Raw genomic sequence first — 25,917 nt, forward strand, 5'->3', positions numbered from 1 at the left:
GTTTACACATTTTCTTTTTGTGATTGTGTAAACTTTTTTCAGTACAAGTCATATACAATATTTTAATACGGTAACTCCGATTAAAACGATTCCGATTGGCACAGAACGTCCGTTTTTAGTATCTTTGCACACTCATTCGAAATTTAATAGATATTCAAAATATGATAACAGTAAACAATCTGGACGTACAGTTCGGCAAGCGCATCCTTTTTCAGGATGTAAATATGAAGTTTACACCGGGCAACTGCTACGGTATTATCGGTGCCAACGGTGCCGGAAAATCAACATTCCTTCGTGTAATCAGCAAACAACTCGACCCGACTCGCGGTTCAGTGAGCTTAGGTCCGGGAGAACGTCTTTCGGTTTTGAGCCAGGACCACTTTGCTTTTGACGAATATACGGTAATGGATACTGTATTGATGGGGCATACCACTTTATGGGATGTGATGAGCGAAAAGAATGCGCTTTACGAAAAACCTGATTTTAGCGATGCCGACGGTATCCGCGTATCGGAACTGGAAGAAAAGTTCGCAGAGATGGAGGGATGGAACGCAGAAAGTGATGCTGCCAGCCTGTTGAGTGGCCTGGGTATCAGCGAAGAATATCACTACAGCATGATGAAAGACCTGAGCGGTAAGCAAAAGGTACGTATTCTACTTGCCCGCGCCTTGTTCGGCCAGCCGGATAACCTGCTGCTGGATGAGCCGACTAACGACCTCGACCTGGAAACGGTCAGCTGGCTGGAAAACTACCTGTCCAACTCGGAACACACCATCCTGGTAGTAAGTCACGACCGTCACTTCCTGGATTCCGTTTGTACACATACGGTAGATATCGACTTCGGTAAACTGCAGATGTTTGCCGGTAACTATAGTTTCTGGTACGAATCAAGCCAGTTGGCACTCCGCCAGCAACAGAACCAGAACAAGAAGGCTGAAGAAAAGAAAAAGGAGCTGGAAGAATTCATCCGTCGTTTCAGTGCCAACGTGGCTAAGTCTAAGCAGACTACCAGCCGCAAGAAGATGTTGGAGAAACTGAATATTGAAGAGATCAAGCCGTCTTCACGCCGTTATCCGGGTATCATCTTCACCCCGAACCGTGAACCGGGCAACCAGATACTGGAAGTGAAGGGACTGACCAAGAGGATCGAAGGAAAAGTGTTATTCAAAGATCTGAACTTCAATGTCGAGAAAGAAGATAAAGTGGTATTCATCAGCCGCGACCCGCGTGCCATGACAGCCCTGTTCCAGATCATCAACGGAGAAGAGAAAGCGGACGAAGGTACTTATCAGTGGGGACAAACCATTACGACAAGTTATCTTCCGCTGGATAATGCCAAATATTTCGCATCCGATTATAATCTGATCGACTGGTTAAGCCAGTTCTCACCGGACACGAACGATGTGTTCCTGAAAGGTTTCCTGGGTCGTATGTTGTTCTCAGGTGAAGAACTGCTGAAGAAAGTGAGTGTATTGTCCGGAGGTGAAAAGATGCGTTGCATGATCTCCCGCATGATGCTTACGGATGCCAACTGCCTGATCCTGGATACACCGACCAACCATCTCGACCTGGAATCGATCCAGGCTTTCAATAATACGTTGCAGCAATTCAGAGGAAACATCATTTTCTCCAGCCATGACCACGAGTTCATCCAGACTGTAGCAAACCGTATTATTGAACTGACTCCGAACGGCATCATCGACAGGATGATGGATTATGATGATTATATCACTGATCCTGTTGTTGCCGAACTGCGCGAAAAGTTATATACCGCTTCATGAAAAAACGGTTATTATTTCTTCTGACAGTATTTTTCTGCTGGCTTCCGATCCTTGCGATTCAGAAGCCAGTCTTTATGTTATATCACCATGCCTTAGCGAACGAATGTTCGCTAATCGATTACCTTAAGGTAATTACCCATGGTTTATTGCTTGACTGTACAGTTTCAGGATATCTGACTGTAATTCCTTTACTCTGTATATTGGTTTCCGTCTGGTTACCAGGCACATTCTATCAGAAGTTCATCAAAGGATACTTCCTGGCTACAGGGCTTCTGGTCGCTGCAATCTTTGCTGTCGATGTGGCACTTTACGGATATTGGGGATTCCGGCTGGATGCTACCCTGTTCTTTTACCTGCAATCGCCGACAGATGCGATGGCAAGCGTTCCTATCGGAACTTTTTTTCTGCAGTTCCTGCTATTTCTTATCTATGCTTATGGTATATACTGGGTGTTCAAACGGTTTGTCGTGCCTTTATTCCCCACTACTCCTACCCATAACAGGTTAGGCGGAACGATCGTCATTCTTTTGTTGGGCGGTATACTGTTCATTCCTATCCGGGGAGGCGTAACGACTTCCACAGCCAATGTCGGGATGGTTTATTTCAGTAAGAACCAATTTCTGAATCATTCGGCTATCAATCCGGCCTTCAGCTTGCTTGCGTCGTTAAGCAAGCAACAGGACTTCGCCGCCCAGTTCGATTTTTTCCCTGAAGAAGAAAGAAAGGAACGTTATGCAGCGCTGACCGCCCATAACAACCTTCCGATGAACGATGTCGATACGGAAAAGCTGCTGACAACAGACCGCCCCAACATTCTGATCATCCTGATGGAAAGTTTTACGGCAAATGTAATCGAAGCTGTAGGCGGAGAGGTCGGCATCACCCCTAACCTGAACAGACTGAGCCGGGAAGGGGTCACATTTACGAATATGTATGCCAACTCTTTCCGCACCGACCGGGGAATAGTGGCCGTGCTGAACGGTTATCTGGCACAGCCGACAACATCTATTATGAAGTATCCGGCCAAAAGTCAGACACTCCCTTCCATCGCCAAAAGTCTGGGTGAACAAGGATATACGGCTGATATGCTTTATGGCGGAGATATCAACTTCACGAATATGCAAAGTTATTTCTTCAGTTCCGGATATAGCCAAATAACAGCCGACCGGGATTTTCCGCTCTCCAGCCGTTTAAGTAAATGGGGGGCAAACGACGATATAACCTTTACCCACCTATACGAATCGATCAAGGATCGGGATGAAAAAGCACCCTGGCTCAGTACTTTCCTGACATTAAGCAGCCATGAGCCTTTCGAAGTGCCCTACCATCACCTGGAGGATCCGTATCTCAACTCCGTAGCTTTCACGGATAGCTGTATCGGTAGTTTCGTCGACAAACTGAAAGAATTGCCTGTCTGGAAAAATACATTGATCGTATTGGTATCCGACCACGGCTACCGCTATCCTTCCTCGTTAACAGACTATGAACCCCGTCGTTTCCATATCCCGATGATCTGGCTGGGCGGTGCCGTCAAAGAGCCGACTGTCATCGAAACGTATGCCAATCAGACAGACCTGGCGGCTACCTTACTTAGCCAGCTGGGCCTACCGCACGACCAATTCATATTCAGCCGTGACATACTGGCTCCCGGGTATCCGGAATATTCTTTCTATACATTCACGAACGGATTCGGATTCATCGACAGCACAGGCGTTTCTGTATATGACAACGAAAGCAACAAACCGCTGATCGAAAATCCGGCAGCTGGCAGTGAAGAACGCCTGAATAGAGGAAAGGTGTTGTTACAAACATTATACGACGATTTGGGTAACCGGTAATAACTGAAAGACTACTTTGAAACAGCTGTTCCTTATATCCGGTACAGTCGCTTCAAAGCAGTCTTTTTATATCATTCCGTTATTCCTTATTTTTTTCTTCCTTCGAATTATCTTCCACCACTTTCTTTTCATAAGCACTACGCAGACAGATCGTGACATAACCGAAGATCAGACCAATCGTACAATAGATCATCTCCGTCAAAGCAGCCGTACAGAAGGTTGCATTCGGCACATAATTCATAAAAGCAAAGAAGGCGCCTGCCCCGATAAACAACGCCGGAACCAGAGACAACCATTCGTTACGTTCGCAGAAAATAGCACAGAAAGCGATCACCCCAACCGCAACAGGAACAGCAAAGAACCCTAAGGCCGGAGTCATCGCACCACCGAGAAGCATAATAACGATAGAAGCCGCAATACCGATCGCATACGCAATAAAGGCTTTTATCCCTCCCCTCACCGTACAACCGGCCAGGAAGTAAACAGCCCATGACTGAAAGGATATCCAGCTAAATCCTACATTTCCTTCAGGAGGTACCGAGGTATACAATAACTGATCTAACGCCTGGATCAGGCATGCAAGAACTCCGATAATCACCGGGATCAAAACAAACTTTTTTAGTGTCATGTGGTAAAAGATTTAAATGAGTAATTAGATATAGAATATAAGTGATTTTGTACCTCTCGCGGTAAATATATTAATTAAACAAATAGAATACAAGACCGGACACGAAGATAACTCCCTGTTATTGTGCAAAATATAATAATACTATCAACCCACTTCTCCTACCTCAAAGTCTAAGAATTAACAGTTGCACAAAATAGAAATGGCCGATCTGAATAGACCGGCCACCTTAAATATTTGTTCTAAATATTTCCTAAAAGACTTTATTTCGCATAACTTACGGCACGTGTTTCGCGGATAACCGTGATTTTCACCTGTCCCGGATAAGTCATTTCGTCCTGGATCTTCTTAGCAATTTCGTTTGACAGATTTTCTGTATCCTTGTCGTCGATCTTATCTGCTCCAACAATTACGCGAAGCTCACGACCAGCCTGGATAGCATAAGTCTTCACAACGCCCGGATAAGACAAAGCCAATTGTTCGAGATCATTCAATCGTTTGATATAAGCCTCGACGATCTCACGACGGGCACCCGGACGGGCACCTGAGATAGCATCACAAACCTGAACGATCGGAGCCAGCAGGGTCTGCATCTCGATCTCATCGTGGTGAGCACCTACCGCATTACAAATATCCGGTTTTTCCTTATATTTCTCGCAAAGCTTCATACCCAGAATTGCGTGCGGCAATTCCGGTTCATCATCAGGCACTTTACCAATATCATGCAGTAAGCCGGCACGTTTTGCTTTCTTCGGGTTCAGTCCCAGCTCGGAAGCCATCACAGCACAAAGATTGGCTGTTTCACGGGCATGCTGCAACAGGTTCTGACCATAAGAAGAACGATATTTCATCTTACCGATCATACGGATCAGCTCAGGATGCAATCCATGAACCCCCAGGTCGATCACGGTACGTTTACCGGTTTCAACCACCTCGTCTTCCACCTGCTTTTTCACCTTAGTTACCACCTCTTCGATACGGGCCGGGTGGATACGTCCGTCCTGTACCAATTGGTGCAATGCCAGACGGGCTATTTCACGGCGAACCGGATCAAATCCGGAAAGTACGATTGCTTCAGGAGTATCGTCCACAACGATCTCGATACCGGTAGCAGCTTCCAGAGCTCGGATATTACGACCCTCACGACCGATGATACGACCTTTGATCTCATCCGATTCGATATGGAACACAGTGATAGAGTTTTCAATCGCCGTTTCAGTTGCTACACGCTGGATAGACTGGATAACGATCTTCTTTGCTTCCTTATTAGCTGTCATCTTCGCTTCTTCCATGATCTCATTGATATAAGAAGTAGCTTCCGATTTGGCTTCGTCTTTCAACGATTCGATCAGGCGTTCTTTTGCTTCATCGGCAGAAAGACCGGAAAGAGCTTCCAACTGCTCGATCTCTCTCTGGTGAAGTTTTTCCAGATCCTGTTTTTTACGATCTACCAGTTCCAGTTGGTTAGCCAGATTTTCCTTTACAGCATCTATTTCACAGTTTTTACGCTGCAAATCTTCCTGACGCTGATTCAGGGTCAGTTCACGTTGTTTCAGTTTACCTTCGGCCGACTGGATCTTTGCGTTCCTTGCCGATACTTGTTTTTCCAGATCCGCTTTCAGATGAAGGAATTTTTCCTTTACTTCCAGCAATTTATTCTTCTTGATCACTTCCGCTTCCTTCTCCGCTTCCCTCAGTACGGAATCGTACCTCGATTTCAGAAGAAAACGCATGCTCAACCACGTCAACAGCCCCCCTATCAGGAGAGCCACAATTGATGATATGATTATATACACAGCCATTTTACTTATAGTTTAAATTCATTTATATATAAAAACAAAAAAAGCACTACAATACACGATTCACCGTGCAGAGCAGTGCGGAAACTCTTCTTACAATTATTATATAATTACTTATCCTTCAAATACTTCTCCAACTCACCCGTGAGTTCTTGTATCTTATCTGTAATAGGACTTGTATCGTTTTTATCTTCCAATTGCAAATTACTCATAGACAATTGAAAAGCAACCATGGCTAACAAATCTTTTACATCCACATCGGATTTAGCAAAATATTGCCGATACTGGTTGATCTTATTACGTATTTGCTTGGCGGCATCCCGCGCAAGCTGTTCTTCACCCCGATCAATCCAGAGGCCGTAACTCTTTTCGGCTATTTCTAAATGTATAAGAAATTTATCGTCCATCGCTTCTATTCGTTTAATAGTGCAATGCACTTGTCTACTTCCCGCACTAACTTCGATAAGCGCATCCTTGCACTTTTCATTTCCCCTTCATTTACAGAAACTACTCTTGCTGTCAACAGCTTATCGCATTTGGTATTCAACTCTTCAATCATTTTTATTGCCTGCTTCAATTCTGTTTCCTTATGGTTCAAAACAGTTGTGAGCTCGTTGATCTTATGGTTTTGCTTATTACATAATTCCATTAAATCACGAACCCTTACCTCAAATACAGCCAACAGTCTCTTTTGATCTTCGGTCATTTCACACCAAATTCTATACAAAAGTAAAATTTAGAATTGAATTAAGCAACAGTCCGTCCGTTTTTTTAAACCGAAAACGTATAGACACACAAAAGGCCGTCCAAATACTATCCGAACAGCCCTCCTTTACCTAGTATCGGTTACGTGATTAAATCAGCGCAACAAATAATTCACCTTCAATCTCTTCGAAAGACAACTTTCCTTCTTTTGCTAACCAACCAAACGCAGCATACATGTCTTTTTCTGCTTTGATCTTAGTTGCTTTCTTTACTGCCTTTACACTCATTTTTCCGCCTTCGTTCAATACTGTCCAAACGAGGCCGGCGTTTGTTCCAATCAATTCGATCATTTTCTTTTTCGTTTTGTTAATTCGTTAACGGGGGCAAATTTAGAGATTAATCGATTAAAACAAAAGGAAATAGATGTTTTTTAGCATAAAACCGGGTGTTTTTGAGGTTTATAAACATAATTAACACGTTTATAACAATATTTTCACTCTACTTTCAGGCGTAATTTCCTCTATTTCGAAGTTTGTTGCTGAAACATATCGGCTTAAAAGATCGACGCCATAGGAGACGGCCTCCCGTAAACCATTCTCTCCCGAGTATCCGTTTATAATCATTAACAGCTTTCCCGTGTGTATGTCGATCTTGGTCCGCTCCTCATCGCTGGTCGGAGTTCCAACGCCTCCCTGGTTATCGCGATATACCGGAAGACCGGCTATATTTAATTCGCCACGACCTATTCCATGATAAAGTTCTCCTTCCTGGCCGACTCCCAGCACGAGGTTAGCATCTATTTTACCGGCATCGAACCCACCGATGGAATAACCGCTCCGGATGGATAAAAGATTAATTATATCGACTAACGTATCTATTTTATACAAGGGCAATTCACGAAGGATACGTCTGCGAAGCGCTTCCGCTGAAGGACGGTACCGATTCGGGTCTTTTCCCAGGCGTTTATAAGCCTGCCGGGTTGCCCGGATAGGAGGGAATTTATTTATCTCTTCCAGTTTACAGGAACAACGGACAAGGGTTTCCACTTCCGTGATCTCTTTCCACAACTGTTCGTCTGATGCTGTATTTACCACGTCGCATTGCACAACAGCAATATGCAGCTCCGGACACGCCTTCGCTATTTCTTCCGAGATAGAAACATGTATCATATAGTATTACTCTTTAATTAGTATACCGGACAGGATGCGTCCGCTTTTAATACCCAACCGACGGGCTGAGAAAAAATCGTTATCATGCAGATAAGTACAGATGCCGGAAACCTCGATACGATCCTCCGGTAATCCGGATTGAAGCAGTTGGATACGGTTCGCTTCCCAAAGGTCGATATGAGCTTTGCCGGTCAGTGAGTTTCGCGTCATTATACGATTCATATCCACCCCGGTTGCCCGAAAGGCATCGACAACTTCCTCTCCCACCTCAAAAGCCTCCCAGCCGATCGACGGTGCAATACCGGCCATCATCTGCAAAGGATCGCAGGCATACCGATCCACCATACAACCGATTGTTTTAGCAACGATCTGCTTTACCGTTCCCCGCCATCCGGCATGGATAGCGGCCACCACCTTTTTATCCGGTGCATAAACCAGGACAGGGACACAATCTGCTGTAGAAACAGCCACACAAATTCCCGGAATATCGGTTACCAAGGCATCTTTACCGTTCATCTCATCCTTCTGCCCTGTCTCCGTAAGAGAGAGAAAATCAGTATCGATACACCCTATTTCCGCCTCATGCACCTGGAAAGGGGCAAAAATCTTTTCGGGAGAAATCCCAACCGCATCCGCAAGAAGCCGACGATTCATCCGGACAGCAACCGGATCATCTCCGCTATACTCTCCCGGATTCAGTGCTGCATAATCCCCTTTGCTCACACCGCCGTGACGGGTCGTTATAAAATGAGAAATGTTGCATTCCCCACTTAATCCGGAGAATTGCAACATTTCGACTGTATTACTTTTCAGTTTCTTCATCTTCGTCGTCCCACTCGTATTCTTCATACTCTTCATCCGGATCATCCTCATCCACAGGAAAGACGAAATCATCGTCGTCGTCATCCAGCGGAATAGAATTTACGTCGATATTCTGATGAACGATATTCTCGACCTGGTGGAAGGTTTCCTTATTCAACTCCTTCCATAGCAAGTCTTTCAATTCTGTAATGCCTTGCTGGGTGATAGAGGAGATAAACACATGCGGAACACCTTCCGGTAGTTCCTCCGACAACGCTTCGATCAGTTCGTCGTCCAGCATATCGCTCTTGGTGATAGCCAGTACACGGCTCTTACCAAGCAGTTCCGGATTATATTTTACCAATTCGTTATGAAGGATCTCATATTCTTTCTTTATATCGTCGGAATCTGCCGGGATCATAAAGAGAAGCAGGGAATTTCGTTCGATATGACGAAGGAAACGAAGTCCGAGGCCTTTGCCTTCACTCGCCCCTTCGATAATACCGGGAATATCCGCCATGACGAACGAACGGTGATCGCGATAGCTCACAATACCCAGATTCGGTTCGAGGGTAGTAAACGGATAATTGGCGATCTTCGGTTTAGCAGCCGATACGACAGAGAGTAACGTTGACTTTCCTGCATTCGGAAAACCTACCAGACCAACGTCGGCAAGTAACTTCAACTGCAGAATCACCTTGCGCTCCTGAGCCGGTTCGCCCGGTTGAGCATAACGGGGAGCCTGGTTGGTAGACGTTTTGAAATGCCAGTTACCTTGTCCGCCGCGTCCGCCTTTCAGCAACATGACTTCCTGTCCGTCTTCGGTAACGTCGCAGATATATTCGCCGGTTTCGGCATCATATACCACGGTTCCGCAAGGCACTTCGATCACCCGGTCTTCACCGTCTTTTCCGAAGCTACGTTTAGCACTTCCGCCTTCGCCGTTCGTCGCCATGATATGACGTTCGAACTTCAGGTGCAGGAGTGTCCAGTAATTCCGGTTACCACGAAGATATACATGGCCTCCTCTCCCCCCGTCGCCTCCGTCGGGACCTCCTTTCGGAATATATTTCTCACGACGAAAGTGAGAAGACCCTCTTCCGCCCTTTCCCGAGCGGCAATAGATCTTTACGTAATCTACAAAGTTTGATTCAGCCATTTTCTTATTTCTTTCTTATTTTACTTTATTTACTGCTTCTTTGATACGGCCGAAGATTTCTTCTACTGTACCCATACCGTGAATACCAACATGTTTGCCTTCGCCAACATAATAGTCTGCCAATGGAGCCGTCTGGTTGTGGTAAACTTCCAGTCTCGATTTGATCGTTTCCAGGTTATCGTCAGAGCGTCCTGATACTTTGCCGCGTTCCAGCAGACGATTGATCAGTTCTTCTTCTTCCACCTGCAGGTTCAACATAACAGATACATCCGTACCCCGTTTGTTCAACATCTCTTTCAGTGCCTTTGCCTGCGGAATAGTACGAGGGAAACCATCGAAGATAACACCCTTAGAACCAGCCTTGCTATCCAATACCTTTGCCAGCATATCGACAATCAGTTCATCCGGTACAAGCTGACCTTTTTCAATATAATCTTTTGCGATCTTACCAAGTTCTGTTTCACCTTTCATTTCAGCACGCAACACATCACCTGTTGAAATGTGATCCAAACCATACTCTTTAATGATCAACTCGCTCTGTGTTCCCTTTCCAGATCCGGGAGCACCAAAAATAACAACGTTCAACATAATATTGTTTCTTAGTTTTATATAAATATACTTTTCAGTTGACAGTTGACAGTTGACAAGTGACAGTTGACAATTATTTCGGTCTTCGACCGATTGATTACTAGCAACCATCTGTCAACTGTCAACTGTCACTTGTCAACTATTACCTTATATATATCCCGGTAGGCACGTCCCATCTCGTCATAGTCAAGTCCGTAGCCTACAATAAAATCGCTGGGGATCCGGATGCCCACATAGTCTGGCTCCAAATCGCATTTCAGAGAATCCGGTTTGAATAACATGGTTGCCAGCCTGACATCGGCTGCACCGTCATTCCTTAACTTATCCATCACGAACTGCATGGTGTAGCCGGTATCGATAATATCTTCCAGCAGGATCAGGGTGCGTCCCTTCACATCGGCCTGCACCGGCATGATCTCACGAACAACTCCGGTGGTATTAAGACCCCGGTAGGATGAATAACGGGCAAATGTAATTTCATAGTGCGTATCCATCTGCCTCATCAGTTCGGCAGTAAACATAAACGCACCGTTCAATACCCCTACGAACAGGGGATTGCTGTCTCCTACATCCGCCTTGATCTGTTCAGCCATCTTCGCAATGGCCTCCTTGATCTCCTTCTCCGGGATAAACAGTTCAAATTCTTTGTCTTTTAATCGGATCTTATCCATATACCGTTTATTTTTCGAGGGAGCAAAGGTACAACATTTTCATCGAAGCACAAACAGGTAGGAATGAATACAGAAGCAATATTATGTGTTATTTATAGCTTTCCGTCAGGATATTTCCATCCATCATGCGGATCAGCCGTCCCGCCATCCGGGCATTTTCTTCCGAGTGAGTTACCATGACAACGGTCGAACCTTCCTTGTTTAATTCGAGAAGCAGGTTCATCACCTCGCTGCCGTTCACGGAATCCAGGTTTCCGGTCGGTTCATCCGCGAGGATTATCTGGGGATTCGTAACAATGGCACGGGCAATAGCCACACGTTGCTGCTGGCCACCGGATAATTGTTGTGGATAATGTTCCGTACGATGGGCAATCTGCATCCGGTCGAGCGCAGCGTTTACCCTCGTCATCCGTTCTTTTGCCGGAACCCCGGCATACAATAAGGGAAGCTCCACATTCTCAAACACAGTCAGTTCATCTATCAGGTTGAAACTCTGAAAGACAAACCCCAGATTACCATTCCGCAAGTCGGTACGGTTGTTCTCCGTATAGCGGGAAACTTCCTGGTCCATAAACCATAACTCGCCGGAAGTCGGGTTATCCAATAACCCCAACAGATTCAGCAAGGTAGATTTGCCACAGCCGGAAGGTCCCATGATTGCCAGGAACTCACCTTTGTTTATTTCCAGATTGATGCCATTAAGGGCTGTCGTCTCAACACTCTCCGTACGAAACACTTTCGTTAAATTTACTGCTTTTATCATGATCTTTCTATTATTATTCTTATTGTTTTATTCATATCGTAACGATTCCACCGGGTTCCGGGAAGCGGCACGCCAGGTTTGCACGACTACTGTCAAGACAGTAATCAACAAAATGATCAACCCCGATACAGGGAAGAGCCACCAGCTGATCGTCGTCTGATAAGCGAAGTTACTCAGCCAGCGAACCATCAGGAGATAACCGAGCGGACAGGCTACCAGAAAGGCAACTCCTACCCAAAGTATATACTCCCGGCAAAACATCCGTACGATCCGGTCGGAATGTGCCCCGTTCACTTTACGGACCCCGATCTCTTTCGTCCGTTGCGCAGTGGCAAGGGCAACCAACCCTAACACGCCCATCATAGCAACAACGATAGCCAGTACCGTAAACACCAGGAACATTTCCCCCAGTTGTTGTTCATGGGCATAGTTCCGGTTGAGGGCATCCGAGAAGAAACGGTAAGAGAAAACATTGTCCGGACGCATCTCTTCATATTTTTCTTTCAGGAACTTCAAAGTCTCCATCCTATTCTCCGGAGCTATCTTGATGTACAACGTATTCAATAATTGGCGGGAATAATACAGGTAAGCAGGCTTCACCTTCTCTCGCAGCGGCTGGAAATGAAAATCTTTTACCACGCCGACAATCCGCGAAGTCTCTCCGAACCATCCGTTATTCTGAACGACCATGCCGATCGGATCTTTCACATTCATCATCTTCCAGGCCGTTTCATTGATCACGACAGGCGATTCCTTACTATATGTTCCGTCCATATAAGCATTCTTATCGGCACCGAACACCTCGCCTTTGAGCAATGTCAGTCCCAAAGTCTCCATAAAGTTACCGTCACCCACTACGCCGACCAGCTTCAACGAATCCACCTGTCCGTTGTCATGCTGCCAGCTGAAGACTGTTTCTTCCGTTTTATGTCCGCGGAGATAATTCGAGAGTTCCACACCGCCTGCCACATGCTTGACATTCGGGTTCTTCATGACTTCCTGCCGGTAATCGTCTATGCCCAGACCGCCGAAGTAAGACATCAGCTCGAACTCTCCGCTATTGACGACTATCATCTCTTCCCTATCGAATCCCAAATCCGCATTTTGCAGGTAAGAAAGTTGTTTAAATACAACCGAAGTGGAGAAAAGCATCGTTATGGCTATAATAAACTGTACGCAAACAAGTCCTTTGATCAGCATCCCTTTCTTACCGGTAGCCTTTCCACCTTTGAAAGCGAGCAACGGATTAAACGACGACATATAAAAGGCAGGGAAAGCCCCCGACAGGCAACCGATCCCTATGATCCCGAACAGGATAAACAACAAAGTCTGCCAGTTGAACTGCAAAACAATATCCTTCGCGACAAACACATTGAAGAAAGGCAACAGCAACTCCGTCAGTGCCAGCGCCAGGACCAGCGAAAGAAAAGCCTGCACCAGACTTTCCGACAGGAACTGCACGATCAGCATTTTACGTTTCGCCCCTGTCACTTTCCGGACACCGATCTCTTTATAACGCAGGGATGCACGTGCCGTCGACAAAGTGGTAAAGTTGAATGCCCCCATAAATATGATCAGCAATGCCAGGGCAGTGAACAACCAGATCTGTGACATACTTCCATAGTTGCTGACTTCCGGGTCTTTAAACCAGGTATGCAGGTGAATATCATTTAGCGGCTGGAACTCCAGCGACAACCCGCCTTCCTGTCTGTCCTGCCAGGCACGGCTCATCGCTTGCCGGTCGGCATCCGAAAGAACAGTACCTTTCTTCAACTGGACATATACATTTGTCCCTTCCACATAATCCCAGCTCATCGGCTCAAAATAAGCCTGCTCACTCAGTAACACTTCAAACTGAATATGGCTTTTACGAGGTACATCCAACACGGCAGCCACCTTATAGCGGTTGAGCTGTCCCAGGAATTGGCAAGTTACTTCTCTCCCGACAGCCGTCGACTGTCCGAACAGCTTTTGTGCAGCCGACTTAGCCAGCACGATTTGCTGCGGGTCTTTCTTTATCAGATTCGGATCACCGGCAAGGACCGGAAAACTGAATACATCAAAGAAAGTAGTATCCACATACGTATATTTTGCTTCGATCAGGTCAGCTCCCGAATGGAGGTTCAGCGTACCGAAATTAAGCATAAAGGTCGCGTTCTCCACCTGTGGGAAATCCTCCCGGAAGGTTTTACTTAACGGAGCCACCGTATAGACAGATTCTTTTACTTGTCCGCCTTCATCCCGGTTCACGGCAATCACACGGTAGACAGAGTCGCCGTTTTTATGGAAATCCTCGAATGTCAGTTCATCCACAATCCAAAGGTAAATCAGGAAAGCAGCCGTCATCCCCAATACAAAGCCCAGCATATTGATGGATGAGAACAGAAAACTTCTCTTTATCAACCGAAAGGCCACTTTTACATAATGTTTCAACATATCGTTATCGTTTGTTTGTTCTTTTATTCATATCGTAAAGATTCTACCGGATTCCGGGAAGCGGCACGCCAGGTCTGGGCCATGACGGTCAACAAGGTTATCAGGAGTATAATACCGCCTGCCAATGGGAAAAGCCACCAGCTGATCGTGGTCTGGTAAGCAAAGTTGCTCAACCATTTCAGCATGAAGAGGTAACCAAGCGGACAGGAGACCACAAAAGCAACACCCACCCAAATCAGGTATTCACGGCAGAACATCTTCACGATCCGGTCGGAATGTGCCCCATTCACCTTGCGGACACCTATTTCTTTTGTCCGCTGCACCGTAGAAAGAGCCACCAGTCCGAATACTCCCATCATGGCAACGATAATCGCCAGTACGGTAAAGATCAGGAACATCTGGCTTTGTTGCTGCTCGCGGGCATAATTCTCATTTAATACATCTGTCAGGAAACGGTAATTGAAAAGCATATCCGGACGTGCTTCTTCATATTCCTTTTTCAGGAACTCCAACGTCTCGGTCTGGTTCTCTGCCGAGATCCGGATATACATATAATTAAACAACTGAACCGTATAATAGAAGAATGCCGGTTTTATCTTTTCCCGTAGCGGCTGGAAGTTAAAGTCTTTCACAACACCTACGACCCTGGAATTACGGATACCGATCCCGCCGCCCGTCAGCAACATACCGACCGGGTTCTCGACCTTCAGCATCTTCCAGGCCGTTTCATTGATAACGATCGGCGATTCCTTTGCATAGGAACCATCCCAGTAATGGTCGGGATTCGCTCCGAAAGTTTCCCCTTTCAGCAAGGTCAGCCCCAAAGCTGGAATAAAGTCGCTGTCTCCGACCATTCCGACCATCTTTACCGAGTCTGTTTTTCCATTCTCGTCTTCCCAGCTGAACATACTTTGTTCAAAGCCATATCCCTGCAGGTAATTTGTGATCTCCACCCCCAACGCAACGCTCTTGACATACGGATTTTTAAGTATCTCTTGTTTAAATCCGTCCGCTCCCCGGCGCCAGTCTACAACATCCACCTCGATCAGATACTCTTTGTTCAACCCCAGATCGGCGTTCTTCAGATAATGGAGTTGCTTGAATATGACAGTCGTACAAATAATCATGGTTATTGCGATCACGAACTGTACACAAACCAGTCCCTTGATCAATGTACCCTTCTTACCGGTCACCTGCCCTCCTTTGAAAGCCAGCAACGGACTGAACGACGACATATAGAAAGCGGGGAAAGCCCCGGCCAGACAACCTACGCCGACGATACCGAACAACACAAACAAGAAAGTCTGCCAATTGAGCTGCAAAGTAATATCCTTTCCGACAAATAGATTGAAAAATGGTAATAGCAATTCCGTCAGTGCCAATGCCAGCAGCAACGAGATAAAAGCCTGCACCAGACTTTCCGACAGGAACTGCATGATCAGCTTTTTCTTTTTTGCCCCGGTCACCTTCCGGACACCGATTTCTTTTGAACGCAGGGAAGCGCGAGCCGTCGACAACGTCATAAAGTTAAACGCCCCCATAAAGACAATCAGGATAGCCAACACCGCAAAGAGGTAAATCTGTTGAATATTTCCGTGGTTGAACACATCGTTGGGTTCTTTGAAAGGTGTATGCAGATGAATATCTTTCAACGGCTGGAACGCCAGGGGTTTCCCCCATTGCGAATGTTTCATCCAGAGATCACGCATGGCCAACCGGTCTGCATCCGTCAATGCATTTCCTTTCCTCAGTTGGATAAAGACGTGCATTCTTTCTGAAAAGCCCCAGACTTCATCTTCTATTCCCGCCCATTTATAAGCATCCCAGCTGCCCAGCACCTCAAACTGAATATGGCTTTTGCGCGGAACTTTCAGGACGGCTGCCACCTTATAATATTTTTTACTGTTTTTACACTCGACTTCTTTTCCTATAGCCGATGTCTTACCGAACAGTTTCCCGGCTATCGCTTCCGACAGCACGATCTGTTGCGGATCTTTCTTCAGCAGGGACGGGTCGCCTGCCACAACAGGGAAAGTGAATACATCAAAGAAGGTCGTATCGACAAATGCATAGTTAACATCGATAGCCACCTCTTTTGTACGAATGTCATATTTCCCGCCGTACTTTATAAAGGTCGCATTCTCCACCTTCGGAAATTCTTTCCGGAATGTTTCACTAAGCGGAGTGACGGTAGAAGGCACCTGACCGTTTGCGGTTTGCTCTTCCCGGATCACCCGGTAGATAGATTCGCCGTTCTTATTAAAATCCTCAAATGTCAGTTCATCCACGATCCATAAGTAAATAAGGAAAGCGGCAGTCATCCCCAACACAAAACCGAATATGTTGATGGAGGAAAACAGAAAACTCCGTTTAACCTGGCGGATAGCTACTTTGATGTAATGTTTAAACATGGTTATTTCTTTTATGATAGTCAATGTTATACCGTTCTGTCTGTCGATACCTGGCTAACTATATCCAATATCTATGCCATTTTCATAACGTATTAAAAATTAAATATATAAATATAGCAGAGAATATAACAACCGTACGATATCGTACACTTTCCATACGATTCCGAACGGTTCATCACCAACAACGAATCCCAAACGCAGGGACTTTCAATTCTTTTCTAAGAAAGAACTAACAGGATAGTTGCCATAATTGGCACATTGGCATATTAACAAATTGGCAAATTATTAATCGTCTATCCGGAAATTTTACCTAAGTTTGGGGCACTCTATAACACACGAAGAACAAATATCATGGCAGTACGACAAGGCAAAATATTAGTGATCGATGATAACGAAGACATTCTCTTTACATTGAAAATGTTACTTCGTCCTTTGGCTGAAAGCGTTACGACCAGTACTAATCCGAAGGAGATCAACCGGCTCGTGTCGACCACCAAATACAATGTGATCCTGCTCGATATGAACTTCACGGCCGATGCCGTCAGCGGGAAAGAAGGCTTTTACTGGCTGGAACGCATCCGCGAAATATCACCCGAGACCGTCGTTATCCTGATTACCGCCTATTCGGATACGGAAAAGGCTGTCCGTGCCATCAAAGCAGGCGCCACCGACTTTATCCCGAAACCCTGGCAGAATGAAAAGATGCTGGCAACTATCTCGTCCGCCCTTGAACTCAGCCTGCGCCGCGGTGAGGTACAAACCCTGAAAGAGCAAAAATCGGTGCTCACCACTGCAGAGCCTAAAGTTGAGGTGATCGGCGAATCTCCCGTGATGGAGCAGATATTCAGGACACTGGATAAACTGAAACATGCCGATGCCAATATCCTGCTTCAGGGCGAGAACGGGACGGGGAAAGACCTGATCGCCTACACGCTCCACCAGCAATCGCCACGTAACCAGGAGGCATTCGTACCTATCGACCTGGGAAGCATCCCACACAACCTGTTTGAAAGCGAACTGTTCGGATATGAAAAAGGGGCCTTTACCGATGCAGGTAAAAGCAAATCGGGACGTTTTGAGATCGCATCCGGCGGCACGCTTTTCCTGAATGAGATCGGAAACCTGCCGCTTATGCTTCAATCGAAGCTGCTCACGGTGATCGAACAACAGAAGATAAACCGCCTGGGATCGACCAAAGAGACGCCTATCGACGTCCGGCTGATCTGCGCGACCAATACCGACCTGCATGCGGCAGTACGCGACGGCAATTTCCGTCAGGACCTGCTTTACCGGATCAATACGATCGAGCTGTTCATCCCTCCTCTGCGCGAAAGGGGAAACGATGTCTCCCTCCTCGCCGATCATTTCCTGAAACGCTACAGCCTGAAATACAAGAAAGAGATCGACGGCTTCTCACGGGAAGCACGCCAGCTCCTCAAGCAATACCACTGGCCGGGCAACGTCCGCGAACTACAGCATGTCATCGAACGGGCGGTTATCCTTTCCGACCAGAAGAAACTGCAATACGATGACTTCATGCTCCGCACCCCTGTTGCCAGCTACCGGGAGAAAGAGGAGAAATTCAATCTGGAAGAACTGGAGAAGAATACGATACAAGAGGCGTTGCTACATTGCTCGGGGAACCTGACACAGGCCGCCGACCTGTTGGGTATTACGCGTACATCTTTGTATAGGCGACTGGAAAAATACGGATTATGAAACAGTACTCAAAAAAGGCCATCGCTTCGATCCTGCTAGTGCTGCTCACCAGTCTGGTTTGCGCATTTCTGGTGGCGGGGAAGTTCTACATCTCTGCGGGGATCGCCGGGATCGCTCTTCTGATCGAAGCCTGGTATCTGCTCCGGCAGATGGAACGGAGCGACCGACTGTTCCGCCAGTTTGTCTGGTCGGTACGTTATTCCGACTTTCTGGCTTCCGGGAAAACACCCAGAGAGAACTCGGAAGCTCTTCCCCATGAGTTGACCGAAGCGATGGAGGATGCCTTACTTTATTATAAAAAACATCTGCAACAGAAAGAAAGCCAACTGCAATACTTCCAGGCATTGGCCAACCATATCGACCTTTCCGTCTTCGTCTATTCTTCCGAAACGGCACAGATCGAATGGATGAACCAGGCTGCCAAGATACAAACCGGATTGAATTTTGCCGAAACGATCGACGATCTGGCAGCTTATCACCCGGAACTTCCTGCCCGGTTGCGTATTTTGCATCCCGGCGAACTCTCCATCCTGCAAGTCCGCCGACAGGAGGATTATTCGCAACTGATACTCTCTTCCATGTCATTCGTGGTATTGAACAAGCCGCTTACAGTCGTCAGCATGAAGAATATCCGTTCCGTACTGGAAAACAAAGAGACCGAAGCCTGGCAGAAACTGATCCGGGTACTGACACACGAGATCATGAATTCGATGACTCCTATCGTCTCCCTCTCCGAACTGCTGAAAAACAAGCAGGCTTCGGAGGAGATCAGCGAAGAGGACCGGGAGGAGATGAACCAGGCGATCAATACTATTTTCCGGAGAAGCAGCGGCCTGGTCCGTTTTGTAGAGAATTACCGGAAGGTGACGGGCATCCCTACTCCGGTTCCCGAAATCATTCCGGTAGACAGCCTGCTTAACAGCGTCGTCCTCTTGTTCAGGGAAGAAACAGATACGATAAGGATACTTCCTTCCTCATCGCATTTACAGGTCATTGCAGACAAGACGCTGATCGAGCAGATACTTATCAACCTGATAAAAAATGCGCTGGACGCAACAATAGATTGCCCGGACCCGTTGATAGAGTTGTCGGCAGGGATCAATGCAGAGGGGAAAACCTTTATCCAGGTCAAAGATAACGGGACAGGCATTCCGGCAGATGTCCAGGAGCGCATCTTCATCCCATTTTTTACCACCAAACCTGTCGGCTCCGGCATCGGACTGAGTGTTTCCAGGCAAATCATGTATATGCACAAAGGGAGCCTGACCGTTATTTCGGAAGCGGGAAAAGGCAGCCGTTTTCTGCTGACTTTCGCCTGAAAAACAGGAACAGTTTCATTGTTAGAAAGATGAACTATTCAGCTATAAACCATCAGTCATCAATAGGGCTGGTATAGTTACAGGTCCATTTGCCGTCGGTTTTAACCGACGGATAAGTAAATGCTCTATCTCTTTGGACTTTAGTCCCATTTAAAGAGTCTCTCTATGTAAAGAGAAATGTGGCTGAAGCCAATAAAGAGAAGCAACTTGTAAACCGTCAGTTAAAACTGACGGCAAATAAACCTGTAATGGCTAAGTCACTTTGATTAAGGGATAGCTCATTATTGATAATTTCTGAATCAAAATTTTCGGAACTCCGACCAGGCATAATCAGATTGTAGGACCAAGTATTTTGATGCTAGTTCTATATCGTACAATTAAAGAAATTAAGTTATACGCTGAGTTATACGCTTCTTATACGCCGTATCTTTTGAATTTCAATCGCCTAAAATAAGTTACAAAACACACCTTATACACACGGACCGGTCTCTCTTTAAATATAGATAGAAGTATCTTTAATATAGAATTTATAATAGGGCATTTTTTCAATTTTTTTCAGTAGAGGTCAAACCGTTCTCTAACGCTCCATTACAAAATAAATCATTTTCCCAAACATATATGTTTCGTTTGCAAATCATATATGTTTTGTCGTTAAAACACCTATGTTTCGACAGCGGTTGTCAGCGCTTTTTCCAATAAAGATTAACTGTCTTTATCCAGCACTAACCATCCCTATCTGCTCCTATCCGGTAGTCACTTTTCAGTTGTACTTACTTTTGTGAGGTTATCGATAATCTGATAATAACTGAATAAATTATTTTAGCGTAGTTAGCCTGTTTACAAAGTTTGTTATACATTTGTATGCAGAATAAATATTAGAGATCCTACAATCATGATAAAGATATTTCCAACCGATAAGGTTAAAGAACTCGATCAATACACGATCCAAAACGAGCCGATTAGCTCTATCGACCTGGTAGAACGTGCCTCAACGGTTTTTGTGCAGGAGTTCTGCCGCCGTTTTTCGAAGCAAACCCGCATCATCGTATTCGCCGGACAGGGTAACAACGGTGCCGATGCACTTGCCATCGCACGTCTGCTGAAAGATGAGTGCTACAAAGTTGAGACTTATTTATTCAATCCGACCGAACATCTTTCTTTTGATTGTGAGATGAATAAGCAACGGATACTCGGCCTGGAAAAGGTAGAGTTTACCGAAGTAGTAGCCGACTTCGTTCCTCCGGTACTGACCGAGCGTGATGTCGTGATCGACGGTCTGTTCGGTTCCGGCCTGAATCGTCCGCTGACAGGCGGGTTCGCTGCTATGGTACATTATATCAATCAATCGGATGCGACGATCGTATCTATAGATATTCCTTCCGGACTGTTCGGCGAAAACAACCAGACCAATGATCCGGACTCTATCATCCGGGCCAACCTGACACTGACGTTCGGTTTCCCGAAACTGGCGTTCTTCTTCCCAGAGAATGCCGAATATGTCGGTGAATGGAAAGTGCTGGATATCGGTATTCATCCGGATATTGTCGATAATACTCCCACTCCCTATATGATGGTGACGGAAGAAGATATGGCGGAAGTATTCCAGCCACGCGACAAATTCTCTCATAAAGGGACTTTCGGCCACGCATTGCTTATTGCCGGAAGCAAAGGCAAAATGGGAGCTGCCCTGCTTGCCGCCCGTTCATGCCTGAGAAGCGGGGCCGGACTGCTGACGGTTCACATTCCGCAACGCGGTGAAGTAATCCTGCAGGCCGCTTTCCCGGAAGCGATGGTCAGCTTCGATCCGCATCCCGACTATTTCACGACCGTTCCCGAAATATCCGCTTACTCCGCCATCGGTGTAGGACCCGGATTAGGCCAGCATCTCGAATCGGCTGCCGCTTTGGAACGTCTGCTTCAAACAACGGAAAAGCCGGTCGTACTGGATGCCGATGCACTCAACCTGATCGCTTCCAATAAAGATCTTCTGAACCGCATCCCTCCGCACAGCATCCTGACACCGCACCCGAAAGAGTTCGACCGCATTGCCGGAGAAAGCAACAGCATGTTCGAACGTTTACGGAAAGCACAGTCATTCGCTGTCGATCATAAACTTTGCATTGTCCTGAAAGGTACCTATACGGCAACCTGTACTCCCGGAGGTAACATTTATTTTAATAGTTGCGGAAATCCGGGCATGGCAACTGCCGGTAGCGGTGATGTCCTGACCGGCATTATCCTGGGATTGCTGGCACAAGAGGCTGAACCTGAAACTGCTGCTGTATCGGGAGTTTTCCTTCATGGTACGGCTGGCGACCTGGCTGCCGTTTACCGCTCGGAAGAAAGTATGATCGCCGGTGATATCACCGACATGCTCGGAAAAGCGTTCAAGCAAATCAAATAACAACCGGAATGCATTCTGATTTATATTACCAGCCAGGTCCCCGAAAGGATCTGGCCGTACTTTTTTTATAAGTTGTGTACCTTTTAATATTCAGCGTTTTTCGCAAGTCATACCTAATAATCAGCCAAATATAACATTCTATAAGAGCTTATGTTTCAAAAAAAAGAGATATATTCGACCACCAAAAGTAGGCAAATGACAAATAAATCCATACATATTATATCCTATTTATTACTGATCTGTGTGCTGTGTTTCCCCTCTTGCTCAAACAGCAACTCAATCTCTCCGGAATTACATCAGGCAGAGACGTTGATGGAAACAGCCCCCGACAGCGCATTGACCATCCTCAATAATATACAATCCCCCGAAAAACTGTCGAGCAAAGAATATGCAGCATATTCCTTGCTGTTCACACAGGCTCTGGATAAGAATTACATCATGATAACCTCCGACTCCCTGATAAAAAAGGCAGTCGCTTATTATGAAAACCAGAATGATATTCCGGCACTGGCATTGTCATATTATTATATGGGCAGGGCCTATTCGGATATGCAGGATGCACTGCAGGCACAACAATCCTACCTCAAAGCACGCGAACTGGGAGAAAGTTTACATGCTACCGACCTGCTTATCAAAGCGAACAATAGCCTGGGGACGCTTTATTCGTATCAGGACATCTACGAAATGGCACTTCCTCTCTATAAAAGGACATTGCAGCTTTTAGAAAACAGTAATGATTCTACCAGAATATCTTTCGCCCTACGTAACACCGCCCGTGTTTTTACCGAAACTCAGGAACCGGACAGCGCTATATATTACTACCGGCAAGCAATAAAAACAGCAACCCCGCAAAGTATCTCGTCGTTATATAACGATCTCGGAAGTTTATATCTGAAAACAAAACAATATCAAGATGCTTACGATTGTATACAGAAATCGATGCAAACATGCTTACCATCCAAGCCCCGCTATCATTTATACCTGACGTACGGAGAATATTTATTGAAAACAGCACAATATGACTCTGCCCGGTATTACCTGAACCGTAGCCTGGAAAGCCCGAGTATTTATACACAGGCCGGAAGTTTATATTTCCTGGCCCGGATAGAAAGACAGAAATCCAACCTGACAAACTATTTCAAATATTGGGACCGCTATGAACAGCTAAGGGATTCTATAGACGAAGACTCCCATTATGAAAATATACGTGTGGTACAAAGTATGTTCAACTACCAGCGCATAGCGGATGAAAAGAGCAAATATGAAAAGGAAGCATCCCAACGAATGATCATCATATACCAGATACTGATAATCACTGCCGCCTTGTTCCTTGCCGGCTTTTTCATCTTCAAAAAGGAACAAAAGAAAAAGAAGAAGCTGCTCGACCTGAAAGAACAGCTATACAAACAGAGCCAACAGTACATAGAGGATAACAAGAAACAGATCCGGCTACTCGAAAGAAATCTGTCGGAAGGCGAAGAATCTTTGAGCGAAGTAAAGAAACAGCTATTTGAAACCCAAAAGTTGATACTGGAAATGGAGAACAGGCAAGTCTCATTAAAGCAAAATACGGTCGAATTACTGGAACAGGATTTCAAGAGATCCTCTTTATACTCTAAAATCCACAAAGCCGACTCGGGACTGACCGATAGCGAATGGTCCGAACTGGTTTTGCTGATCGATGCCACATATTCGAACTTCACAAGCCGCATTCTTGAACTATCTCCGCGGCTCTCCCCGGAGGAATTACGCATATGTTATTTGGTCAAAATCGGTGTTCCAGTAAAAAAGATAGCGATATTAACCAACATAACCAGCTCCGGAGTCTCACAATGTCGTAGAAGACTGTATAAAAAATTGACACAAGAGTCTGAAAATGCAGAGAAATTCGACTCGTTTATATCTGACTTCTAGTCAATTAAACATTGTCACCATTTTGTCACCAAAAATATAATCCATATTAAAATATCAATTATATTTTTGTAAGGCATTTTCATTTTTATCAACCTACAATTAAACATTTAAGATCATGAGACAGTTAATTGCTACTCTATTTTTAGTTATTTGCGGAGTGTTTTGCGCTCAAAATATCTATGCTGATCGTATCCCAACTAAGGGCAAATGGGGACCAGAAGATATTAAATCTATTTTTCCGGCACCTCCTACAGCTTCAATAGAAGGAAATAACCTGACAATCGAATTTACCAGTCCGCTGGCAAATCTGACTATTCAGGTAATAGATAATACAGGAACGGTAGTCTATGAAGAAAGTGTATCTGTTACAAGTCCGCAGGCATATACAATTCCATTAAATACAGAAAATGGAGAATACACCCTGTGCCTGGTACATCGATATGGATACCTGACCGGCTCATTTGTTATTGAATAGCATTAAATGCACTAAATTTATGTTTTCTGCAACTCGCGGAGGATGATTTAACCAACCCCTCTATATCTCGATCTCCTTTTCCATTCGCGAGTTGCTCTCCCATAACCAAAACATTAACTATGATTTTATTCCTTCCTACCCAATATACCATAATCCGACTTAACATCTGCATTACAAAAGACTAAAAGACGGTTCTATGGTTGGTTACTAACAAAATATTTCCTAGTTTTGTACAATCATTATTGAGATAATAAATTGTTTGGATATGAAGAATCTGATCACAATAGCATGTCTTTTGTTTAGTCTACCACTAATGGCACAAACCAAAGTGGTAAAGAAAAATGCTGTCAAAGCGAATAATTTCGGTATTACTTATTCATTGCCAAAAACACAACTGATCATCGATGCAGAAGTGACAAAGGTAACCTGTAAAGCAGGACCTTACTACAAGTATGCAGAGAAATATCTGGGAGTTAAAGATGCGGTAACGGAAGATAAAGTATACTATGAACTGGGTAAACTATCTCTGGTTAATAAGGGAATACCCGATCCGGATAACACGTATATTGTTGAATTTAAAAGCGGTACGGTTGCTCCTTACGCTTATCTGACGGAAGACGGCCTCCTATGTTCCATCAACGCCGAATATACTCCGGAAGAATCGGAACTCGAATCTATAAAGAAAAACGGACAGGGACCGGCAAAAGTAACGGATGCCTCTGTTTTTTCAGAAGAGCTGCTGATGGCAGGCTCTACAGCCCGGCAAGCGGAAGTTGCCGCAAAACAAATCTACCGTATCCGTGAAAGCCGTTTGAATATCTTAACCGGTGACGCAGACAACCTTCCTCCCGACGGTGAAGCGATGAAGTTGGTTATCCAGCAACTGGAAGAACAGGAAAAAGCACTATCTAACCTGTTCACCGGCATCCTGACCAAAGAAACATCTCATTATGAAGTAAGCATTACGCCTTATGACAATCTGGATAAAGAAGTTTTATTCCGTTTCTCTAACCTGATGGGGATCGTCGATGCAGACGATCTGGGAGGTGTTCCGGTCTATATGAATCTGAAAGCAACCGAGCGTGCTCCGGTTCTCGACCCGAAAGAAGCAGAAAAGAAGGAAAAATCAATGAAAGGCATTATTTATAACGTACCGGGAAAAGCCAGTATCGAGATCAGCATGAACAAAAAAACACTCTATAAGGGAGAAGCACAAATTACCCAGTTCGGTTCACGTGAAGGACTTGCCCCTGTTATGTTCGAAGATAAAAAAGCTCCGGTAAAAGTCTATTTCTATCCGGAGACCGGCGCCATAAAACAAATAATTCAATAATAATCTA

The 25,917-nt window shown here is 45.4% G+C and carries 21 protein-coding genes; 8 read left to right on the plus strand and 13 right to left on the minus strand.

Annotation, left to right across the window (positions count from 1 at the left end; translation table 11 throughout):
* Positions 1–161: 161 nt before the first annotated feature.
* Both DWW23_RS13780 and DWW23_RS13785 read left to right on the plus strand, forming a co-directional pair.
* Positions 162–1,781, plus strand: a complete 1,620-nt coding sequence (locus DWW23_RS13780) for an ABC-F family ATP-binding cassette domain-containing protein (RefSeq protein WP_122353863.1) — start codon at positions 162–164, stop codon at positions 1,779–1,781.
* Entirely contained in the window at positions 1,778–3,619 is a 1,842-nt protein-coding gene (locus tag DWW23_RS13785) for an LTA synthase family protein (RefSeq protein WP_122353864.1), read from the plus strand. The genes DWW23_RS13780 and DWW23_RS13785 overlap by 4 nt, the downstream gene beginning before the upstream one ends.
* Positions 3,620–3,698: 79 nt before the next feature.
* Here the strand turns inward: DWW23_RS13785 and DWW23_RS13790 are convergent, their stop codons facing one another.
* The 13 genes from DWW23_RS13790 to DWW23_RS13850 form a co-directional block, all read right to left on the minus strand.
* On the minus strand, positions 3,699–4,247 hold the full coding sequence (locus DWW23_RS13790) for a DUF1097 domain-containing protein (RefSeq protein WP_122353865.1): 549 nt from the start codon (positions 4,245–4,247) through the stop codon (positions 3,699–3,701).
* 260 nt (positions 4,248–4,507) lie between these two features.
* A complete protein-coding gene (rny, locus tag DWW23_RS13795; protein ID WP_122353866.1) occupies positions 4,508–6,046 on the minus strand; it encodes a ribonuclease Y in 1,539 nt (512 codons plus the stop codon).
* A 107-nt stretch (positions 6,047–6,153) separates the two neighbouring features.
* A complete protein-coding gene (locus DWW23_RS13800; RefSeq protein ID WP_122353867.1) occupies positions 6,154–6,450 on the minus strand; it encodes a cell division protein ZapA in 297 nt (98 codons plus the stop codon).
* A gap of 5 nt (positions 6,451–6,455) precedes the next feature.
* Positions 6,456–6,749 carry a hypothetical protein gene (locus DWW23_RS13805; protein ID WP_122353868.1) on the minus strand — a complete coding sequence of 98 codons (294 nt, stop codon included), beginning with the start codon at positions 6,747–6,749 and terminating at the stop codon, positions 6,456–6,458.
* Between the two features lie 148 nt (positions 6,750–6,897).
* Positions 6,898–7,098 carry a winged helix-turn-helix domain-containing protein gene (locus DWW23_RS13810; RefSeq protein WP_007659033.1) on the minus strand — a complete coding sequence of 67 codons (201 nt, stop codon included), beginning with the start codon at positions 7,096–7,098 and terminating at the stop codon, positions 6,898–6,900.
* 129 nt (positions 7,099–7,227) lie between these two features.
* Complete coding sequence (locus DWW23_RS13815) at positions 7,228–7,917, minus strand: B3/4 domain-containing protein (protein ID WP_122353869.1); 690 nt, start codon at positions 7,915–7,917, stop codon at positions 7,228–7,230.
* A 6-nt stretch (positions 7,918–7,923) separates the two neighbouring features.
* Entirely contained in the window at positions 7,924–8,775 is an 852-nt protein-coding gene (pgeF, locus tag DWW23_RS13820) for a peptidoglycan editing factor PgeF (RefSeq protein ID WP_122353870.1), read from the minus strand.
* Entirely contained in the window at positions 8,720–9,877 is a 1,158-nt protein-coding gene (obgE, locus tag DWW23_RS13825) for a GTPase ObgE (RefSeq protein ID WP_122353871.1), read from the minus strand. The genes pgeF and obgE overlap by 56 nt, the downstream gene beginning before the upstream one ends.
* A gap of 15 nt (positions 9,878–9,892) precedes the next feature.
* Positions 9,893–10,465 carry an adenylate kinase gene (locus DWW23_RS13830; protein ID WP_122353872.1) on the minus strand — a complete coding sequence of 191 codons (573 nt, stop codon included), beginning with the start codon at positions 10,463–10,465 and terminating at the stop codon, positions 9,893–9,895.
* Between the two features lie 128 nt (positions 10,466–10,593).
* Positions 10,594–11,136, minus strand: coding sequence for a hypoxanthine phosphoribosyltransferase (gene hpt / locus DWW23_RS13835; protein WP_122353873.1), 543 nt, complete (start codon positions 11,134–11,136; stop codon positions 10,594–10,596).
* An 88-nt stretch (positions 11,137–11,224) separates the two neighbouring features.
* Positions 11,225–11,899 (minus strand): ABC transporter ATP-binding protein, encoded by a 675-nt coding sequence (locus tag DWW23_RS13840; RefSeq protein WP_122353874.1) that lies wholly within the window; start codon positions 11,897–11,899, stop codon positions 11,225–11,227.
* Positions 11,900–11,926: 27 nt separating this feature from the next.
* Positions 11,927–14,335, minus strand: coding sequence for an FtsX-like permease family protein (locus DWW23_RS13845; RefSeq protein ID WP_122353875.1), 2,409 nt, complete (start codon positions 14,333–14,335; stop codon positions 11,927–11,929).
* Positions 14,336–14,358: 23 nt separating this feature from the next.
* Positions 14,359–16,746, minus strand: a complete 2,388-nt coding sequence (locus DWW23_RS13850) for an ABC transporter permease (RefSeq protein WP_122353876.1) — start codon at positions 16,744–16,746, stop codon at positions 14,359–14,361.
* A 351-nt stretch (positions 16,747–17,097) separates the two neighbouring features.
* Here DWW23_RS13850 and DWW23_RS13855 point away from each other — a divergent pair, with 351 nt between their 5' ends.
* The 6 genes from DWW23_RS13855 (at position 17,098) to DWW23_RS13885 (ending at position 25,910) form a co-directional block, all read left to right on the plus strand.
* Positions 17,098–18,465 carry a sigma-54 dependent transcriptional regulator gene (locus DWW23_RS13855; protein ID WP_122353877.1) on the plus strand — a complete coding sequence of 456 codons (1,368 nt, stop codon included), beginning with the start codon at positions 17,098–17,100 and terminating at the stop codon, positions 18,463–18,465.
* Complete coding sequence (locus tag DWW23_RS13860) at positions 18,462–19,784, plus strand: PAS domain-containing sensor histidine kinase (protein WP_122353878.1); 1,323 nt, start codon at positions 18,462–18,464, stop codon at positions 19,782–19,784. Before DWW23_RS13855 ends, DWW23_RS13860 begins: the two co-directional genes overlap by 4 nt.
* Before the next feature lie 892 nt (positions 19,785–20,676).
* Complete coding sequence (locus DWW23_RS13865; protein ID WP_122353879.1) at positions 20,677–22,188, plus strand: NAD(P)H-hydrate dehydratase; 1,512 nt, start codon at positions 20,677–20,679, stop codon at positions 22,186–22,188.
* Positions 22,189–22,383: 195 nt separating this feature from the next.
* Positions 22,384–24,102, plus strand: a complete 1,719-nt coding sequence (locus DWW23_RS13870) for a tetratricopeptide repeat protein (RefSeq protein ID WP_122353880.1) — start codon at positions 22,384–22,386, stop codon at positions 24,100–24,102.
* 115 nt (positions 24,103–24,217) lie between these two features.
* A complete protein-coding gene (locus DWW23_RS13875; RefSeq protein WP_122353881.1) occupies positions 24,218–24,577 on the plus strand; it encodes a DUF3244 domain-containing protein in 360 nt (119 codons plus the stop codon).
* Between the two features lie 265 nt (positions 24,578–24,842).
* Complete coding sequence (locus DWW23_RS13885) at positions 24,843–25,910, plus strand: DUF4831 family protein (RefSeq protein WP_122353883.1); 1,068 nt, start codon at positions 24,843–24,845, stop codon at positions 25,908–25,910.
* Positions 25,911–25,917 lie beyond the last annotated feature (7 nt).

Source organism: Parabacteroides sp. AF14-59 (assembly GCF_003479515.1).
GTDB classification, from domain to species: Bacteria; Bacteroidota; Bacteroidia; order Bacteroidales; family Tannerellaceae; genus Parabacteroides; species Parabacteroides faecis.

Bases quoted from the DNA above. Each gene is read 5' to 3' on its own strand.
- DWW23_RS13780 (WP_122353863.1), top strand. From the start codon at position 162: ATGATAACAGTAAACAATCTGGACGTACAGTTCGGCAAGCGCATCCTT.
- DWW23_RS13785 (WP_122353864.1), top strand. From the start codon at position 1,778: ATGAAAAAACGGTTATTATTTCTTCTGACAGTATTTTTCTGCTGGCTT.
- DWW23_RS13790 (WP_122353865.1), bottom strand. From the start codon at position 4,247: ATGACACTAAAAAAGTTTGTTTTGATCCCGGTGATTATCGGAGTTCTT.
- rny (WP_122353866.1), bottom strand. From the start codon at position 6,046: ATGGCTGTGTATATAATCATATCATCAATTGTGGCTCTCCTGATAGGG.
- DWW23_RS13800 (WP_122353867.1), bottom strand. From the start codon at position 6,450: ATGGACGATAAATTTCTTATACATTTAGAAATAGCCGAAAAGAGTTAC.
- DWW23_RS13805 (WP_122353868.1), bottom strand. From the start codon at position 6,749: ATGACCGAAGATCAAAAGAGACTGTTGGCTGTATTTGAGGTAAGGGTT.
- DWW23_RS13810 (WP_007659033.1), bottom strand. From the start codon at position 7,098: ATGATCGAATTGATTGGAACAAACGCCGGCCTCGTTTGGACAGTATTG.
- DWW23_RS13815 (WP_122353869.1), bottom strand. From the start codon at position 7,917: ATGATACATGTTTCTATCTCGGAAGAAATAGCGAAGGCGTGTCCGGAG.
- pgeF (WP_122353870.1), bottom strand. From the start codon at position 8,775: ATGAAGAGTATGAAGAATACGAGTGGGACGACGAAGATGAAGAAACTG.
- obgE (WP_122353871.1), bottom strand. From the start codon at position 9,877: ATGGCTGAATCAAACTTTGTAGATTACGTAAAGATCTATTGCCGCTCG.
- DWW23_RS13830 (WP_122353872.1), bottom strand. From the start codon at position 10,465: ATGTTGAACGTTGTTATTTTTGGTGCTCCCGGATCTGGAAAGGGAACA.
- hpt (WP_122353873.1), bottom strand. From the start codon at position 11,136: ATGGATAAGATCCGATTAAAAGACAAAGAATTTGAACTGTTTATCCCG.
- DWW23_RS13840 (WP_122353874.1), bottom strand. From the start codon at position 11,899: ATGATAAAAGCAGTAAATTTAACGAAAGTGTTTCGTACGGAGAGTGTT.
- DWW23_RS13845 (WP_122353875.1), bottom strand. From the start codon at position 14,335: ATGTTGAAACATTATGTAAAAGTGGCCTTTCGGTTGATAAAGAGAAGT.
- DWW23_RS13850 (WP_122353876.1), bottom strand. From the start codon at position 16,746: ATGTTTAAACATTACATCAAAGTAGCTATCCGCCAGGTTAAACGGAGT.
- DWW23_RS13855 (WP_122353877.1), top strand. From the start codon at position 17,098: ATGGCAGTACGACAAGGCAAAATATTAGTGATCGATGATAACGAAGAC.
- DWW23_RS13860 (WP_122353878.1), top strand. From the start codon at position 18,462: ATGAAACAGTACTCAAAAAAGGCCATCGCTTCGATCCTGCTAGTGCTG.
- DWW23_RS13865 (WP_122353879.1), top strand. From the start codon at position 20,677: ATGATAAAGATATTTCCAACCGATAAGGTTAAAGAACTCGATCAATAC.
- DWW23_RS13870 (WP_122353880.1), top strand. From the start codon at position 22,384: ATGACAAATAAATCCATACATATTATATCCTATTTATTACTGATCTGT.
- DWW23_RS13875 (WP_122353881.1), top strand. From the start codon at position 24,218: ATGAGACAGTTAATTGCTACTCTATTTTTAGTTATTTGCGGAGTGTTT.
- DWW23_RS13885 (WP_122353883.1), top strand. From the start codon at position 24,843: ATGAAGAATCTGATCACAATAGCATGTCTTTTGTTTAGTCTACCACTA.